General features: G+C 61.2%; 15 protein-coding genes and 1 tRNA gene. 10 read left to right on the top strand and 6 right to left on the bottom strand.

The window, feature by feature from the left end:
• The first annotated feature begins 188 nt into the window (after nt 1-188).
• From AMK00_RS18485 to AMK00_RS32630, 5 genes are all read left to right on the top strand, one after another.
• Nucleotides 189-1,235 (top strand): ABC transporter substrate-binding protein, encoded by a 1,047-nt coding sequence (locus AMK00_RS18485; protein ID WP_064811336.1) that lies wholly within the window; start codon nt 189-191, stop codon nt 1,233-1,235.
• A gap of 292 nt (nt 1,236-1,527) precedes the next feature.
• A complete protein-coding gene (locus AMK00_RS18480; protein ID WP_064804945.1) occupies nt 1,528-2,472 on the top strand; it encodes a Bug family tripartite tricarboxylate transporter substrate binding protein in 945 nt (314 codons plus the stop codon).
• On the top strand, nt 2,469-2,960 hold the full coding sequence (locus tag AMK00_RS18475; protein ID WP_064804943.1) for a tripartite tricarboxylate transporter TctB family protein: 492 nt from the start codon (nt 2,469-2,471) through the stop codon (nt 2,958-2,960). The genes AMK00_RS18480 and AMK00_RS18475 overlap by 4 nt, the downstream gene beginning before the upstream one ends.
• An 89-nt stretch (nt 2,961-3,049) precedes the next feature.
• A complete protein-coding gene (locus AMK00_RS18470) occupies nt 3,050-4,567 on the top strand; it encodes a tripartite tricarboxylate transporter permease (RefSeq protein WP_064804942.1) in 1,518 nt (505 codons plus the stop codon).
• A 156-nt stretch (nt 4,568-4,723) separates the two neighbouring features.
• Nucleotides 4,724-4,894, top strand: coding sequence for a hypothetical protein (locus tag AMK00_RS32630; RefSeq protein ID WP_094299101.1), 171 nt, complete (start codon nt 4,724-4,726; stop codon nt 4,892-4,894).
• 117 nt (nt 4,895-5,011) lie between these two features.
• Here the strand turns inward: AMK00_RS32630 and AMK00_RS18465 are convergent, their stop codons facing one another.
• Nucleotides 5,012-6,100, bottom strand: a complete 1,089-nt coding sequence (locus AMK00_RS18465; RefSeq protein ID WP_064811764.1) for a DUF475 domain-containing protein — start codon at nt 6,098-6,100, stop codon at nt 5,012-5,014.
• A 346-nt stretch (nt 6,101-6,446) separates the two neighbouring features.
• On the opposite strand from AMK00_RS18465, the gene AMK00_RS18460 reads away from it, so the two are divergent.
• From AMK00_RS18460 to AMK00_RS18450, 3 genes are all read left to right on the top strand, one after another.
• Nucleotides 6,447-6,677 carry a hypothetical protein gene (locus AMK00_RS18460; protein ID WP_064811335.1) on the top strand — a complete coding sequence of 77 codons (231 nt, stop codon included), beginning with the start codon at nt 6,447-6,449 and terminating at the stop codon, nt 6,675-6,677.
• Between the two features lie 25 nt (nt 6,678-6,702).
• Nucleotides 6,703-6,906, top strand: coding sequence for a hypothetical protein (locus tag AMK00_RS18455; RefSeq protein ID WP_123876223.1), 204 nt, complete (start codon nt 6,703-6,705; stop codon nt 6,904-6,906).
• Nucleotides 6,907-7,056: 150 nt separating this feature from the next.
• Nucleotides 7,057-7,770, top strand: coding sequence for a hypothetical protein (locus tag AMK00_RS18450; RefSeq protein ID WP_064811763.1), 714 nt, complete (start codon nt 7,057-7,059; stop codon nt 7,768-7,770).
• Between the two features lies 1 nt (nt 7,771).
• Here AMK00_RS18450 and AMK00_RS18445 read toward each other — a convergent pair whose 3' ends face one another.
• The 5 genes from AMK00_RS18445 to cpdR1 all read right to left on the bottom strand — a co-directional run bounded on the left by AMK00_RS18445 (nt 7,772) and on the right by cpdR1 (nt 11,224).
• A complete protein-coding gene (locus tag AMK00_RS18445; RefSeq protein ID WP_088396255.1) occupies nt 7,772-8,266 on the bottom strand; it encodes a hypothetical protein in 495 nt (164 codons plus the stop codon).
• A 339-nt stretch (nt 8,267-8,605) separates the two neighbouring features.
• Entirely contained in the window at nt 8,606-9,628 is a 1,023-nt protein-coding gene (locus tag AMK00_RS18440) for a porin (RefSeq protein ID WP_064811333.1), read from the bottom strand.
• Nucleotides 9,629-10,321: 693 nt separating this feature from the next.
• On the bottom strand, nt 10,322-10,603 hold the full coding sequence (locus AMK00_RS18435) for a hypothetical protein (protein ID WP_237350418.1): 282 nt from the start codon (nt 10,601-10,603) through the stop codon (nt 10,322-10,324).
• Between the two features lie 99 nt (nt 10,604-10,702).
• A tRNA-Val gene (locus AMK00_RS18430) sits at nt 10,703-10,777 on the bottom strand.
• 84 nt (nt 10,778-10,861) lie between these two features.
• A complete protein-coding gene (cpdR1, locus tag AMK00_RS18425; RefSeq protein ID WP_003542883.1) occupies nt 10,862-11,224 on the bottom strand; it encodes a response regulator CpdR1 in 363 nt (120 codons plus the stop codon).
• Between the two features lie 188 nt (nt 11,225-11,412).
• On the opposite strand from cpdR1, the gene AMK00_RS18420 reads away from it, so the two are divergent.
• Both AMK00_RS18420 and hisN read left to right on the top strand, forming a co-directional pair.
• Nucleotides 11,413-12,294: an N-formylglutamate amidohydrolase gene (locus tag AMK00_RS18420; protein WP_064811332.1), complete on the top strand. Its 882-nt coding sequence runs from the start codon at nt 11,413-11,415 to the stop codon at nt 12,292-12,294.
• A 268-nt stretch (nt 12,295-12,562) separates the two neighbouring features.
• Nucleotides 12,563-13,336, top strand: coding sequence for a histidinol-phosphatase (gene hisN / locus AMK00_RS18415; protein ID WP_064806333.1), 774 nt, complete (start codon nt 12,563-12,565; stop codon nt 13,334-13,336).
• The last annotated feature ends 15 nt before the right edge of the window (nt 13,337-13,351 follow it).

Genomic DNA, 13,351 nt, shown 5'->3' with positions numbered 1-13,351 from the left:
CATCAATACTCAAAACGGGTGAAGGATGACGGGGAATCATAATCATTTATGGTCAAAGGGATGTCGGACCGACACGTTGGCTGCTGCGGTTCCGTCGCAATACTGGCGACGCTCGCTGCAGGTCCGATCACGCCCTTGCTCCTCTCTGTATGCTCAGGCATTGTTGCTGCATGAGGAGAATTTTCATCTTGCTGCTGGCGTTCTGGCCGGGTTGCGTGCTCGCCGACCAAGCCTTTTATCCGGCGAAGTCGGGCAATACAGCCGCACCGGTGCTGACGGTCTATTCTTCGCTCGACGAGCCCTTGGCACAGCCGATGATCCGGGGGTTCCAGGAGGCCAATCCTGATGTCGCGGTCAGATATGAGGATATGCTGACCGGTGAAATCTACGACCGGATCGTCAGGGAAACGGATGCCGGCGGCAAAACGGCGGATTTTGCCTTTTCCTCGGCGATGGACCTGCAGGTGAAGCTTTCCAACGACGGCTATGCGCAGATCAGCGACCTGCCGATGAGTGCTGCCTGGCCGAAATGGGCGAATTGGCGCAATACCGCCTATGCGCTGACCTTCGAACCGGCGGTGTTCGTCTATCACAAGCCGAGCTTCGCGCACGAGTCGGTGCCGAGCTCGCGGGCGGAACTCGTCGACTATCTGAAGCGTAAGGGCAATGCGGTCTATGGCCGGATCAGCACTTACGATATCGAGCGCTCCGGTGTCGGCTTTCTCTTCATGGCGCGCGACCAGGAGCAATTCGGCGACATCTGGTCGGTGATCGGCGCGATGGGCGCGGCCGGCGTCAAACTTTACTCGACGAGCTCTGCGATCCTCGAACGCGTGGCCGACGGGCGCTTCGTGCTCGGCTATAATATTCTCGGTTCCTACGCCGCTGACTGGGCTTCGCGGTACCCCGATGTCGGCATCGTGCTGCCGAAGGACTATACGGTGGTGATGTCGCGCATCGGGCTGGTGCCGCAGGCTGCGGCCGAGCCGGAACTCGGGCGCCGCTACCTTGCCTTTTTCATGTCGAAGGTGGGCCAGACAATCATGGCGCGCGAGCTGCAGATCCCGGCCGTCAGCCCAGAGGTGGCGGGGGAAAACACTGCCAATACGCTGCAGGAGCTGCTCGGCGCCCAACTTCGACCGGTGCCGGTCAGTCCCGGGCTGATGGTCTATCTCGACCAGGTAAAGCGTGCGCGGCTGATCGCGCACTGGAACGAGGTTCTGCGGGCGCAGTGAAGAAGGCCAGCTTTCGGCCGGTTCATGATCTCAAGATCTGTTACACCTCGGCGGGCTGCTGGCCCAATTACGGCAAAAAAGTGGCTTCTCCTTCTGGATATCTTGCCGATGTCAGCTAGATGACAGGTTGTTGTGGTGGCTTTGGCTACTTCTTCTCCGTGGAGGCGGAGAATTGAAGCCTTGGGAGGCATTCCGCTCGTCATTCAGGACAACTGCGTCCGCTGGCCGGCCACCCTCCCGATTCACTCGAGAATAATAGGCGGTTCGCTCAGCCGCCCACGGAGGACACATCGTGAAGCATACGTTCATCGCAACCATTCTCGCAGCCGCCATCGCGCTGCCGGCCTATGCGGCCGACTACACCATCATCGCGCCGGCCGCTCCCGGCGGCGGCTGGGACCAGACGGCCCGTTCGCTGCAGGCCGCGCTGCAGCAGGAGAAGATCGCCGGCAACGTGCAGGTCCAGAACGTTCCCGGCGCCGGCGGCACCATCGGCCTTGCGCAGTTCAGCAGCCAGGCTGCCGGCAATCCGAATTCACTGATCGTCGGCGGCTACGTCATGGTCGGCGCCATCCTCACCAACAAGTCGCCGGTGACGCTGAAGGACGTGACGCCGATCGCCCGTCTGACCGGCGAATATGAGGCCGTTGTCGTTCCCGCCTCGTCCGATATCAAGACGATGGCCGATCTGGTCGCGGCGCTGAAGAAGGATCCGGGTTCGGTTTCCTGGGGCGGCGGCTCGGCCGGCGGCACAGACCACATCACCGCAGGCCTGATCGCCAAGGCTTCCGGGGTCGACCCGACGAAGATCAACTACGTCGCCTTCTCCGGCGGCGGTGAAGCGCTGGCCGCCATTCTCGGCAACCAGGTCACAGCAGGCATTTCGAGCTACAGCGAGTTCGAATCGCAGGTAAAGGCAGGCATGCTCCGTCTCCTCGCCGTCTCCAGCGACAAGCGTATCGACGGCGTCGATGCCCCGACGCTGAAGGAAGCCGGCACCGACGTCAGCATCCAGAACTGGCGCATGGTCGCCGCAGCCCCCGGCCTGTCGGACGACGAGGTCGCCAAGATCACCGCCGATTTCGAGAAGCTGCACAGCTCCGCCACCTGGCAGGAGACCCTGAAGACCAAGGGCTGGGCCGACACCTATCTGTCCGGCGATGCCTTCAAGGCGCAGCTCGAAAAGGACGTCTCCGCCACCGAGGGCATTCTTAAAGAGATCGGACTTGTTCAATGAGCGAGGATAACACCTCCTCGGCAACCGAGCGCCGCCCTGATCGGGCGGCGTTCATCATTGCCGTTTTCCTCTTCGTCATCGCGGGTGTGATGGCCTGGGATGCAACGCATCTGAAAACGATCGCACAGTATGCCCGCATCGGTCCGGCAACCGTGCCGGAGGTGGTGGCGTTCGGGCTTTTCTGTCTTGGCGTCTGGACGGTCGCCGAAGCCTGGCGCGGCGAGTTTCCGGAACGCGATCGGCAGGAAGTGGCGCCGGTCATCTGGATCGTTGCCGGCCTTGTCGGACAGATGCTGCTTCTGCGCCTTGCCGGCTTCTCGATCGCCACCGGTGTGCTGTTTGCATTCACGGCACGCGGCTTCGGCAAACGCAAGCTCTGGATCTCGCTGCCGTTCGGCATCGTCTTCAGCTTCGTCGTCTGGGCGATCTTCTCGCAGCTGCTGCAGCTGACGCTGCCGGCCGGCCCGCTCGAACGCCTGTTCTTCTGACAGCGCGCGGGACGCGCTGTCAGCTCTTTTGATTTTTCGCGGCGACCGATTGCGAAGGCACGGACGGGAACGCCGCCTGGGACACCAAGATGAGCACATTCGAATTCCTATGGCAGGGGATCCTGGTTGCGATGCAGCCGATGAACCTGGTTTATGCGCTGGTCGGCGTGACACTCGGCACTGCCGTCGGCGTGCTGCCCGGCATTGGCCCTGCGCTCACCGTGGCGCTGCTGTTGCCGGCCACCTACAAGCTCGATCCGGGCGGCTCGCTGATCATGTTCGCCGGCATCTATTACGGCGGCATGTATGGCGGTTCGACGACGTCGATCCTGCTCAACACGCCGGGTGAAAGCGCCTCGATCGTCACCGCGCTCGAGGGCAACAAGATGGCGCGCGCCGGGCGCGGCGGACCGGCGCTGGCGACGGCGGCGATCGGCTCCTTCGTCGCCGGGCTCATAGCGACGCTCGGGCTCGCCTTCATCGCGCCCTATATCGTCAAGCTGGCGCTGGTCTTCGGGCCGCGTGAATATTTCGCGCTGATGGTGCTCGCCTTCGTTACCGTCTCCTCCGCCTTTGGGGATTCGGCGCTGCGAGGCCTGACCGCGCTGTTCATCGGTTTCGCGCTTGCCATGGTCGGCATCGACCAGCAGACGGGGCAGGCCAGGCTTTCCTTCGGCATCCCCGACCTGCTCGACGGCGTCGAGGTGACGACGCTTGCCGTGGCGATGTTCGCGATCGGCGAGACGCTCTATATCGCAGCGCAGGGCAACCGGGCCGCGGAGCAGGTAGAGGCGGTCAAGGGTTCGCTCTGGATGAACGCGCAGGACTGGTCACGCTCCTGGAAGCCCTGGCTTCGCGGCACGCTGATCGGCTTCCCGATCGGCGCGATGCCGGCCGGCGGCGCTGAAATCGGCACGTTCCTGTCCTACTCGACCGAAAAGCGGCTGGCGAAGAACCCGGAAGAGTTCGGCCATGGCGCGATCGAAGGCGTGGCCGGACCGGAGGCGGCGAACAATGCGTCCGCCGCCGGCACGCTGGTGCCCCTCCTGACCCTCGGCCTGCCGACGACGGCGACGGCGGCAATCATGCTCGCCGGCTTCCAGCAATACGGATTGCAGCCGGGGCCGCTCCTGTTTGCCACCAATCCGCAGCTCGTCTGGGGGCTGATCGCCAGCCTGCTCATCGCCAATGCGATGCTGCTCGTCCTGAACCTGCCGATGATCGGGCTCTGGGTGCGGCTGCTGACGATACCGAAGCCGTGGCTCTATGCCGGCATCCTGCTGTTTGCGACGCTCGGAACGATCGGCGCCAATCCTTCCGTGTTCGAGCTCGGCATGCTGCTCGCCTTCGGCCTGCTCGGCTATGTGATGCGGCTCTTCGGCTATCCGATCGCGCCTGCCGTCGTCGGCCTCATCCTCGGGCCGCTGGCCGAGCAGCAGCTGCGCCGCGCGCTGGCGATCAGCCAGGGCGACGTGACGACGCTGGTGATGTCGCCGATCGCGGCAGGCCTGCTCATCGTTGCGGCGGCCGCTTTCCTGATCCCGCTGATCCTGCGCATCCGCGGTCGGGGCCAGGTGCTGTCGCAACTGGCGGCAAACGAAGACTAGAAGAAAAAGACAACCTTACCCCTGCCTCAAGGCCGGCCTGGAAACATGCGCCGGCCTCTTCTTTTTGCATGGCTGCGGTGATTTTACGTGCATTGTCGATGCGACAGCGCACTGCCATCTATGAGTGGTCAATTATAGAGTAAGAGGAACAGGACAATGTCCGCCATCCGCAATTCAGTCCACGCCGGTTTCCTGGGCCGCGCATTTGCTGCGCTGAGCGCCGCCAACGCCGTCAGCGCTGCTGTCGAAGCCGGTCGCCGTCCGCGCGCCCGCGACCTCAAGGAGCTTGGCATCGATCCGGCTTCCTTCGGTCAGGTCATCCGCTAAGCCGTTCAAGCCATGCAGGAATGAAACAGCCCGCAACCGGATGGTCGCGGGCCTTATTTTTGTCCGAGTGACAGCCGCGACGCTGAGGCGCGTCGCGACCTTCAATTGTCTGCCACGTCAGGCATGTAGTTCTTCCCGCCGGTCGGCGTGATCTTCCCGCTCGCGCTTGTTGTGGCGGATCGACGACCAGAGCGACAGGCCGATCAGAGCCGCGCCCCCGAGACCGGTGATTACCTCGGGAATGTGCACCAGGGTCTGCGCATACATGATCACTGCGAGGATCAGGATGGCGTAGAAGGCGCCATGTTCGAGATAGCGGTATTCGGCAAGCGTTCCCTTCTCCACCAGCATGATCGTCATCGAGCGCACGTACATGGCGCCGATGCCGAGGCCGATCGCGATGACGAAGAGATTCTGCGTCAAGGCGAAGGCGCCGATGACGCCGTCGAAGGAGAAGCTGGCATCCAGCACCTCCAGATAGATGAAGGCGCCGAGACCGCCCTTGGCGGCAGCGCTCATCGTCTGCTGCGACGCATCGAGCAACTCGCCGACGACCTCGACCGCGAGAAAGGTCAGCAGGCCGTAGATGGCGCAATGGACGAAGACGCTGGCCTCCTCCTCGCCAATCAGCCAGGAGAAGACAAGCATCAGCGCCAGCACGAAGGCGATCTCGATGCCCCTGATGGTCGCCGAGCGCGCCATCACCTTCTCCAGGCCGCGAAGCCAATGGATCTTCTTCTCATGGTCGAAGAAATAGCTGAGGCCGACCATCATCAGGAAGGTGCCGCCGAAGGCTGCGATCGGCAGATGCGCATCATTCATGATGCGGGCATATTCCTCGGGTTCGCGGGCGGCCAGCACCAAGGCATCCCAGGGGCCGATGCGCGCGGCTATCGCGACGATCGCCAGAGGGAAGACGATGCGCATGCCGAAAACGGCAATGATGATGCCCCAGGTGAGGAATCGTTTTTGCCAGATCGGGGTCATCTCCTTCAGCTTGTTAGCGTTGACAATGGCGTTGTCGAAGGAGAGCGAGATCTCCAGCACCGCAAGCACGGCACAGATGAAGAAGACGGTCGCCATGCCGCCGATCGTGCCGGTTGTCTGCCAACCAAGCACAGCGCCGAGAACAAGGCCGATAGCCGTGACGATGAAGGCCCAGCGGAAATAGCCGAGCGAGGATTTGGTGGTCTGGGACTGATTCATGGCCGCACCTCGCAGCAAGGCTTGCTGGAGAGGGTAGAAATAGTGGAAAAACGCGGCACGCCACAACGGGCATGCTGACGAGGCATGGTGAGCTTTTTCATCGATGAAAAATCCGCCGGCTGAGTTGCAGGCGGTACCGACATCACGAGAGCGCCGTAAAAACTCTCGCCAGAGGGGCCCGGCACCAATGTTCCCCGTAGCCGATGTCTGGAAGGCTGCGGGATAGGCCTTAGGTAATCTACTTCCCAAACCAGTCAAGGCCAAACGCCCCACGTAAAACCGCATAATTTCGGGAACCATCTGCCCCCCCGCTCGTTAAACCCTGGTTGAGCTGAAAAGGATGCGGATGATGCACACTTCGACCCATATTCCCGATAAACGTACAGAGGCATCCGACCGCATGAAGCGGGCAAAGCCAAACCGCATGCAGAAGGCACAGGTGCTGCCGCCGCATCACGTCGACCTGACGCTGACCCCTGGCGTCTACCATGACATTCACGTGCCGGCACATGTGAGCGGTGCGGACCTCTCCAAGGGTGGTCCCGACATCAAAGCCCATGCGAAAACCAAGAAATAACGGCTATTCCGGAGGCCGCTTCGGCGTGCTGATGGTCGATTCGAAACAGGGTGAAAAACATATGACAATGAACTTTGTGCCCCGAGATATTGTTATTCGGCACGAAAATGAATGGCAGGCCATCCGCGAGGGGGCCGACAAGCGCATCGAGATCGGCAAACGCAAACAGCCGATCAGCGGCGCGGCATCGGCCGGAAAAAACGAGCCTTCGGCCGTCAATCCGGAATAAGCGGAAGATAGTTTTGGAGAGATAGGCGCCCGGCGATGCCGGGCGTTTCGCTGTCTAGCGAATCGACACGCCGTCAAAGATAACCGGCTCACGCCAACCTTTCGGAAAGGATTGGGCAGCGATAATCCCGGCCTCACGGGATTCGAACAGATGGCCAAGACAGCGACACGCGGCCGCCGGAAGGCGCCGGCGAGAGGAAAGAGCAGAGCGCGCAGCCGCGGCGGATTGCTGCCCTGGGCAGTGATCGGCATTGCCGCGATCGGCGGCATCGTCGCTCACGACAATTGGAAGAGCCTTCGGCCTATGCTTGAACGGCAGTCGGCGCCGATCGCACGGGAAATGGCGGAGCCGAGACCTGTCGCCAGGAAGGATGTGCCGCCGAAGCAGGTGGCGCTTGCCGCACCGACTCCGAGAGCCGCGCTGCAGCCGCAGCCGCTGCCGCCGGCCGCAATCCCGACGCCGGCCATCCAGCCGGTCAAGGCGGTGCCGGCCTCGGCCTCTCCCGGGGCTCAGCAGACGGCGACGGGCGCCTTCGGCTATTGCGGGCAGGGCGCGCATATCAATTGCGTCGGCGACGGCGGCGTCTTCTGGTACAAGGGCGAAAAGATCGTCATTGCCGATATGGCAAGCCCGGTGGCCGACCAGGCGCGCTGCGATGACGAACGCAGGGTGGCCTTTGCCGCGAAGCTGCGCCTACTGGCGCTTCTGAACGCCGGCCCCTTCACCATCGATGCCGCCGGAAAGACCGAGGCCTCAGGCGCGCCGCGGATCGTTTCGCGCGACGGGCGCTCTTTTGGCGTGCAGCTGATCAAGGAAGGGCTGGCGCGCCAGCCGGGGGGCGGCGGCGCGTGGTGCGCCGCCTGAGCTATTTCCCCTTTTTCACCAGCTTGCCGCCGGTGCGGAAGCTGCCGGTGAAGGAGGAGTCCTTGCTTTCGGCGGTGCATTCGATCGCGATCGGCTCGCCGGCGTAGGGATTGCCGAAGGTGCAGAAGCCGGCGACCTTGACCTGGCCGGTCATCTTGTTGCCGACGCCCGTCGTGACGAGGCTCAACGGCAGGCGAGCATTGCCGTTGGAGGCTGGCTTGATGCCGCTGCCATCGCCCTGGAAGCCGAGCGCCTTTCCATCTGAAGTGAAGATGAAGGTCACCGAACCGTTGGCCAGCGTGACGCTGGCAAGCTCGTTTTTGCAGCCCTTGGTGGCGTCAAACTTGGCGACGACCAGTCTGGCGCATTTGCCGGAAAGCGTAATGACGCCAGGAGCGCCGGGAAATGTCTCAGGCGGGGAGGCCGGCGCGGCGGAGGCTGGCAAGGCGAGGACGGCGGCAACAAAGCCGGCGGCAACAAGCGCGGATAACTTCATTTCGATCTCAAGTCCCATGTCCTGGCGAGGCGAATCACCGCTTCACCTTCGATTCGCCATGGCATGGCTCTGTGTCCGAAATTTGGTTCCGTGCAGCATAAAGATTCCGCCGATCGCCGACGGGCCGAACGTCGGCTGAGCTTGCTGGCATAATTTGCGGGACATCGGCAAGGGAGCGATGTGACGCCCAATAATGGCGGCGCTCATCAAGCGCCTGCCGTCTTGGACTTCTGGTCAAGGGGGAATGGGCCTAGGCAGGGAAGTCCAGGCCCATTCTTTCCCGATCGGAGGTCAGTCAGATCAGGAATGAATAGCTGCCGGTCTGACCGGCAGTCTTGATTAGAACGAACGCTGCAGGCGGAAGTAGCCCGAGGTGGAGTCGTCGCCGTCTTCCGGATCGAGGTACTGAACCGAAGCCTTGGCGTAGAAGTTGTCGACGATCTGGTAATCAACCGTCAGGCCAACCTTCCAGGCATCTCCGTCGTTGAATTCGCCAGCGGTGACACCGTAGTCGCTGTAGTACTGAACACCAGGGGTGATCTTGAGCTTGTCGGTTGCCTTGATGGCGTATTCGGCAGCGATCGCCCATTCAGCCTTGTTGTAATAGGCGTTGGGATTGGATGCATAGACAACTGCGAGGCCGAGCGTGCCCGGACCAACAGCAACCGTACCCATGGCGCGGACGGCGCCTTCTTCGTTGTCGGTGTCGTAACCGGCAGTGATCTGGTAGCTGAAGATACCTGCCTTGCCGCCGAGACCGACGGCAACGCCGACGTTGTTGGCGGTTTCGTCGTTGTAGAACGGGCCGTCTTCCAGTTCGTCGACGCTGATGCCAGCGTAGAAGGCGTCGGTTTCGTACTGATAACGGATGGAGTTATGCAGCGTGACCGGAGAACCGATGTCGTCGGTTTCGCCCGAGAGACCGTCGTCCCACCAGCTGTAGAACAGACCAGCGCGGAAGCCGGCGATGTCGAGGTAAGCGGAGTCGAGCTTGGCGCCCTGATCCGAAGCGTTGTCAGCATTGAACTGCATGACGATAACGCCGGTCAGCGGACCATATTCGGTGTCGCTCTTGGCCGTGAACTGAACCTGACCGCGGGTACGGGCATCCCAGTCGCTGTCGTTGCTGTCGGAGCCGTTGAGCGGCTGATCAGCAACGTCAACCTGAAAACGGATGTAGCCGTTGATCTTCAGGCAGGTTTCGGTGCCAGGGATGTAGAAGTAGCCGGTGCCGTAAGCGTCGCAGACGCGAACATATTCGACCGGTTCCGGTTCTGCGGCGACGATAGCGTCAGCGGCCTGAGCGCCGGATACTGCTGCGAGAGCAGCAGCGGAGCCGAGAAGAAGGCTCTTGATGTTCATGGAATAACCTCCAGTTCAGATGCGAGAGGATGAAGACCGTTGCCATCGGCAGTCCCTACGTGTCTTCACCCCGTGTGATCGAAGCGGCACCTTTTTAGCTCGGTGTCTGCCTCGCCGCGGAAGTTACATAAGGGTTGTTGCACCGCAACATGATTGTCGATCATGACAACACGCTGCATCGCTATGTTGCTGAAATCACACGCGTTTTGTCACAAACTCGTCATCTGTTTGTCACAAAAATCATACTTTTGAACTCCGAGCAACGAGGGGCTGAGCACTCAGCAATGGTATGCAATTTATGCTGGCGTGAGCACATCCTTATATGCGGGCGCGCCGCAGCCGCCCTCTGCATGACTCGGGTAAAACCGGACAGTTGCTTGCCTTTTCCACCGGTCGCTATGGTGAAGATGGAAGTGAGGCCGCAGTGGGGTGACGGCTTGCAAGTTCGTTCGTGCAGCACTTCGTGGGCGCAGGTGCCTTGGAAGCCGGCGAGGCGAGGGGCGGAAAAACTGCGGCGCTGCCGGTCGAGAATTAATCCCTGCCTTTGATCCCACCCGCTTGCGAGAGTCGAATGCCCCATACGCCGGATCGGCAAAAATTCACATGGTTCAGTGACCGAATTTGGCTTGGCCACTCTCAGGAGGTGCATCCCTGTGGGGCAAGGACGGTGGTCAACCATCCATACCCTGCAAATCACTCCAGAATAGCTTCCTTGCGCGCCACATTGCCGCTCACATCGATGTCGCTGCCCAGCATCGCGCTGCCGGTCAGATCAACGCCGTAGTCCAGGAGGTTTTGTCGCGTCAGATGGAGCATCACCCGGCCAGCCTGCTCGACCGGCCTGCCTCGCAGGTGAGATACGACATATTCGGCAGTGACGGGGTAGCGTCCCTGGGGAAGGCTGACACCTTTTGCCAGCGAAATCTTGTCGTTGGACACCACGAGAGTTTTGCGTCGTTTAATGACCTGCGCCACGCTGAGAACTCCTATTGGCAGGTTTATCGAACCTGCGGGCCACTATGTAAAAAGGCCTCTCGATTTCTCGAAAGGCCTTTGCTTTTCAGCGAATTAGGATGGTGGGCGTGACAGGGATTGAACCTGTGACCCCTACGATGTCAACGTAGTGCTCTCCCGCTGAGCTACACGCCCATCCGATGGCGGCGCATAGATCACAAAACCTTCGGAGCCGTCAATAGGCTTTTTTCAGTTTTGTGACGCGCCGCCCGACAAGCCTTACGCGGCAAGCATTTTATTGACCTCGTCGACGAGGTCGCGCAGGTGGAAAGGCTTGGAAAGGACCTTGGCATCCTTCGGCGCCTTCGAATCGGGGTTCAGCGCCACGGCGGCAAAACCGGTGATGAACATCACCTTCAGATCGGGATCGAGTTCGGTGGCGCGGCGCGCCAGCTCGATGCCATCCATTTCGGGCATGACGATATCGGTCAGCAGCAGGGAAAACGGCTCCTCGCGCAGCCGGTCGTAGGCGCTGGCGCCATTGTCGTAAGAAAGGACCTTGTAGCCGGCCTTTTCGAGCGCTTTCACCAGGAAACGGCGCATATCATTGTCGTCTTCGGCGAGAAGTATCTTCTGAGTCATCAATCCAGACCGCTAATCAATAGGTTTTGGGTGGGCTGCCAGCCGTCTACACTAGTCTTTGCCCGGTAAACAACCGGTGAATTGCCTGTGCGTGATGGTCATCCCTTCTACATAGTATGGACTTGAGGGCGGGCAACTGGCAACATGAACGAAGCAGTCAGTTCAGGACATGGTAAAGAGGGCCGAAAGTGCCGGAAATCCGCGAATACGAGCTTTTTGAGGTTCATGAGCCCGTGTCGCAGACCATTCCCTTCGTCTACAACTCCCCGCATAGCGGCCGCATTTATCCACCGGAATTCATCGCGCAATCGAGGCTCGAAGGCATCGCCATCCGCCGTTCCGAGGATCATTACGTCGATGAGCTCTTCGGCTCTGCCGTCACTCTCGGCGCACCGCTTCTCGCCGCCAACTTTCCGCGCGCCTATCTCGACGTCAACCGCGAGCCCTACGAGCTCGATCCCAGGATGTTCGACGGGCTGCTGCCGCCCTATGCCAATGTCAATTCGCTGAGGGTCGCCGGCGGGCTCGGCACCATTCCGCGCATCGTTGCCGAGAATATGGAGATCTATGCGCGGCGCCTGCCGGTGCAGGAGGGGCTGGATCGGGTCGAAGCGGTCTACAAGCCTTACCATGCGGCGCTGCGCCGACTGATTGCCCGCACCCATGTGCAGTTCGGCTTCGGCGTGCTGATCGATTGCCATTCGATGCCCGGCAATGTGCGCGTCGCCGGCTGCACCGGACGGCCCGATTTTATTATCGGCGATCGCTACGGCACCAGCGCTTCGGCCGAACTTTCGCGCGCCGCCATCGCTATCCTTGAGGAAATGGGCTTTGCGGCGATCCGCAACAAGCCCTATGCCGGCGGTTTCATCACCGAACATTACGGCCGCCCCTCGCGCGGCCTGCATGCATTGCAGATCGAGGTGAACCGGGCGATCTATGTCGACGAGGTGACGCTGGAGAAGCGCGAGGATTTTGCCGCGGTGGCCGAGGCCGTCACGGCCTTCATGCAGCAGATGGCGGGTTACGTCGAAAAGTTCGCCGGTGACCGGGCGCTGGCCGCCGAGTAAATCTGCAATTTCCTGATTCTCCGCTTGCCTCCCCAGGCCAAAAAAAACCGCGCTTGTCAGCGCGGCTAAGTCTAGGGAGGAAACACCCAAGGAGGGTATTTACAGTCAGAAGACTGTAATGATGACGCTACTATTGCGTTGCACAAATGTCAAGCAATATATTGCGCTGCGATATCTTTGGGCAATTCGCCTGAAGTTGCCCGCTTCGTTTGCATTCCCGCTCGTTTTCGCTATGAAAGCGCATTCCCGCCAGCCAAACGGTGTCATCATGCTTCCTGACCGTTCATTCTTCAATCGTCTGGCAGAGGTCGCCCGCGCCGAGACGCTGCCCCGCTTCCGATCCGGCCTCGACGTCACGAACAAACTTTCTTCCGGCTTCGATCCGGTGACGGAAGGCGATCGGGCGGCCGAGCTCGCCATCCGGGCGCTGATCGAGGAGAATTTTCCCGACCACGGCATTCTCGGCGAGGAGCACGGCGATGTCGGGCTCGACCGGGACTATGTCTGGGTGATCGATCCGATCGACGGCACGCGCGCCTTCATATCGGGCGTGCCGGTTTGGGGAACGCTGATCGGTCTGCAGAAGGAAGGCCGGGCGATCATGGGCATGATCGAGCAGCCCTTTACCGGCGAACGTTATTTCGCCGACGAGAACGGCTCGATCTATACCGGCCCGGAGGGTGAAAGGCGGCTGGTGACCCGCCAGTGCGAGGCGCTTTCGAGCGCCATTCTGTTCACGACCTCGCCACATCTCTTCGCCGGCGGGGAGATGGAGAAATACCGCGAGATCGAGGATCAGGTGCGGCTCTTCCGCTATGGATGCGACTGCTATGCCTATGCGCTGCTTGCCGCCGGCCATATCGATCTCGTCATCGAAAACGGACTGAAACCCTATGACGTCGGCGGCATCATTCCCGTCATCGAGGGGGCGGGCGGCATCATCACCACCTGGGACGGCGGACGCCCTGAAAACGGCGGCTCGATCATCGCCGCCGGCAGCCGCGCGGTCTACGAGCAGGCAATCGCCATCCTGCAGCGCTGAACCCGGGCTCGGCAA

The sequence above is a fragment of the Rhizobium sp. N621 genome, assembly GCF_001664325.1.
Classification (GTDB): Bacteria; Pseudomonadota; Alphaproteobacteria; order Rhizobiales; family Rhizobiaceae; genus Rhizobium; species Rhizobium esperanzae.
This window is presented reverse-complemented; position numbering and strand designations above follow the sequence as displayed.

Coding starts and splice junctions, on each gene's coding strand:
- AMK00_RS32630 (WP_094299101.1), top strand. CDS start 4,724: ATGTCCGCCATCCGCAATTCAGTCCACGCCGGTTTCCTGGGCCGCGCA.
- cpdR1 (WP_003542883.1), bottom strand. CDS start 11,224: ATGACTCAGAAGATACTTCTCGCCGAAGACGACAATGATATGCGCCGT.
- hisN (WP_064806333.1), top strand. CDS start 12,563: ATGCTTCCTGACCGTTCATTCTTCAATCGTCTGGCAGAGGTCGCCCGC.
- AMK00_RS18450 (WP_064811763.1), top strand. CDS start 7,057: ATGGCCAAGACAGCGACACGCGGCCGCCGGAAGGCGCCGGCGAGAGGA.
- AMK00_RS18475 (WP_064804943.1), top strand. CDS start 2,469: ATGAGCGAGGATAACACCTCCTCGGCAACCGAGCGCCGCCCTGATCGG.
- AMK00_RS18445 (WP_088396255.1), bottom strand. CDS start 8,266: ATGAAGTTATCCGCGCTTGTTGCCGCCGGCTTTGTTGCCGCCGTCCTC.
- AMK00_RS18460 (WP_064811335.1), top strand. CDS start 6,447: ATGATGCACACTTCGACCCATATTCCCGATAAACGTACAGAGGCATCC.
- AMK00_RS18470 (WP_064804942.1), top strand. CDS start 3,050: ATGAGCACATTCGAATTCCTATGGCAGGGGATCCTGGTTGCGATGCAG.
- AMK00_RS18440 (WP_064811333.1), bottom strand. CDS start 9,628: ATGAACATCAAGAGCCTTCTTCTCGGCTCCGCTGCTGCTCTCGCAGCA.
- AMK00_RS18465 (WP_064811764.1), bottom strand. CDS start 6,100: ATGAATCAGTCCCAGACCACCAAATCCTCGCTCGGCTATTTCCGCTGG.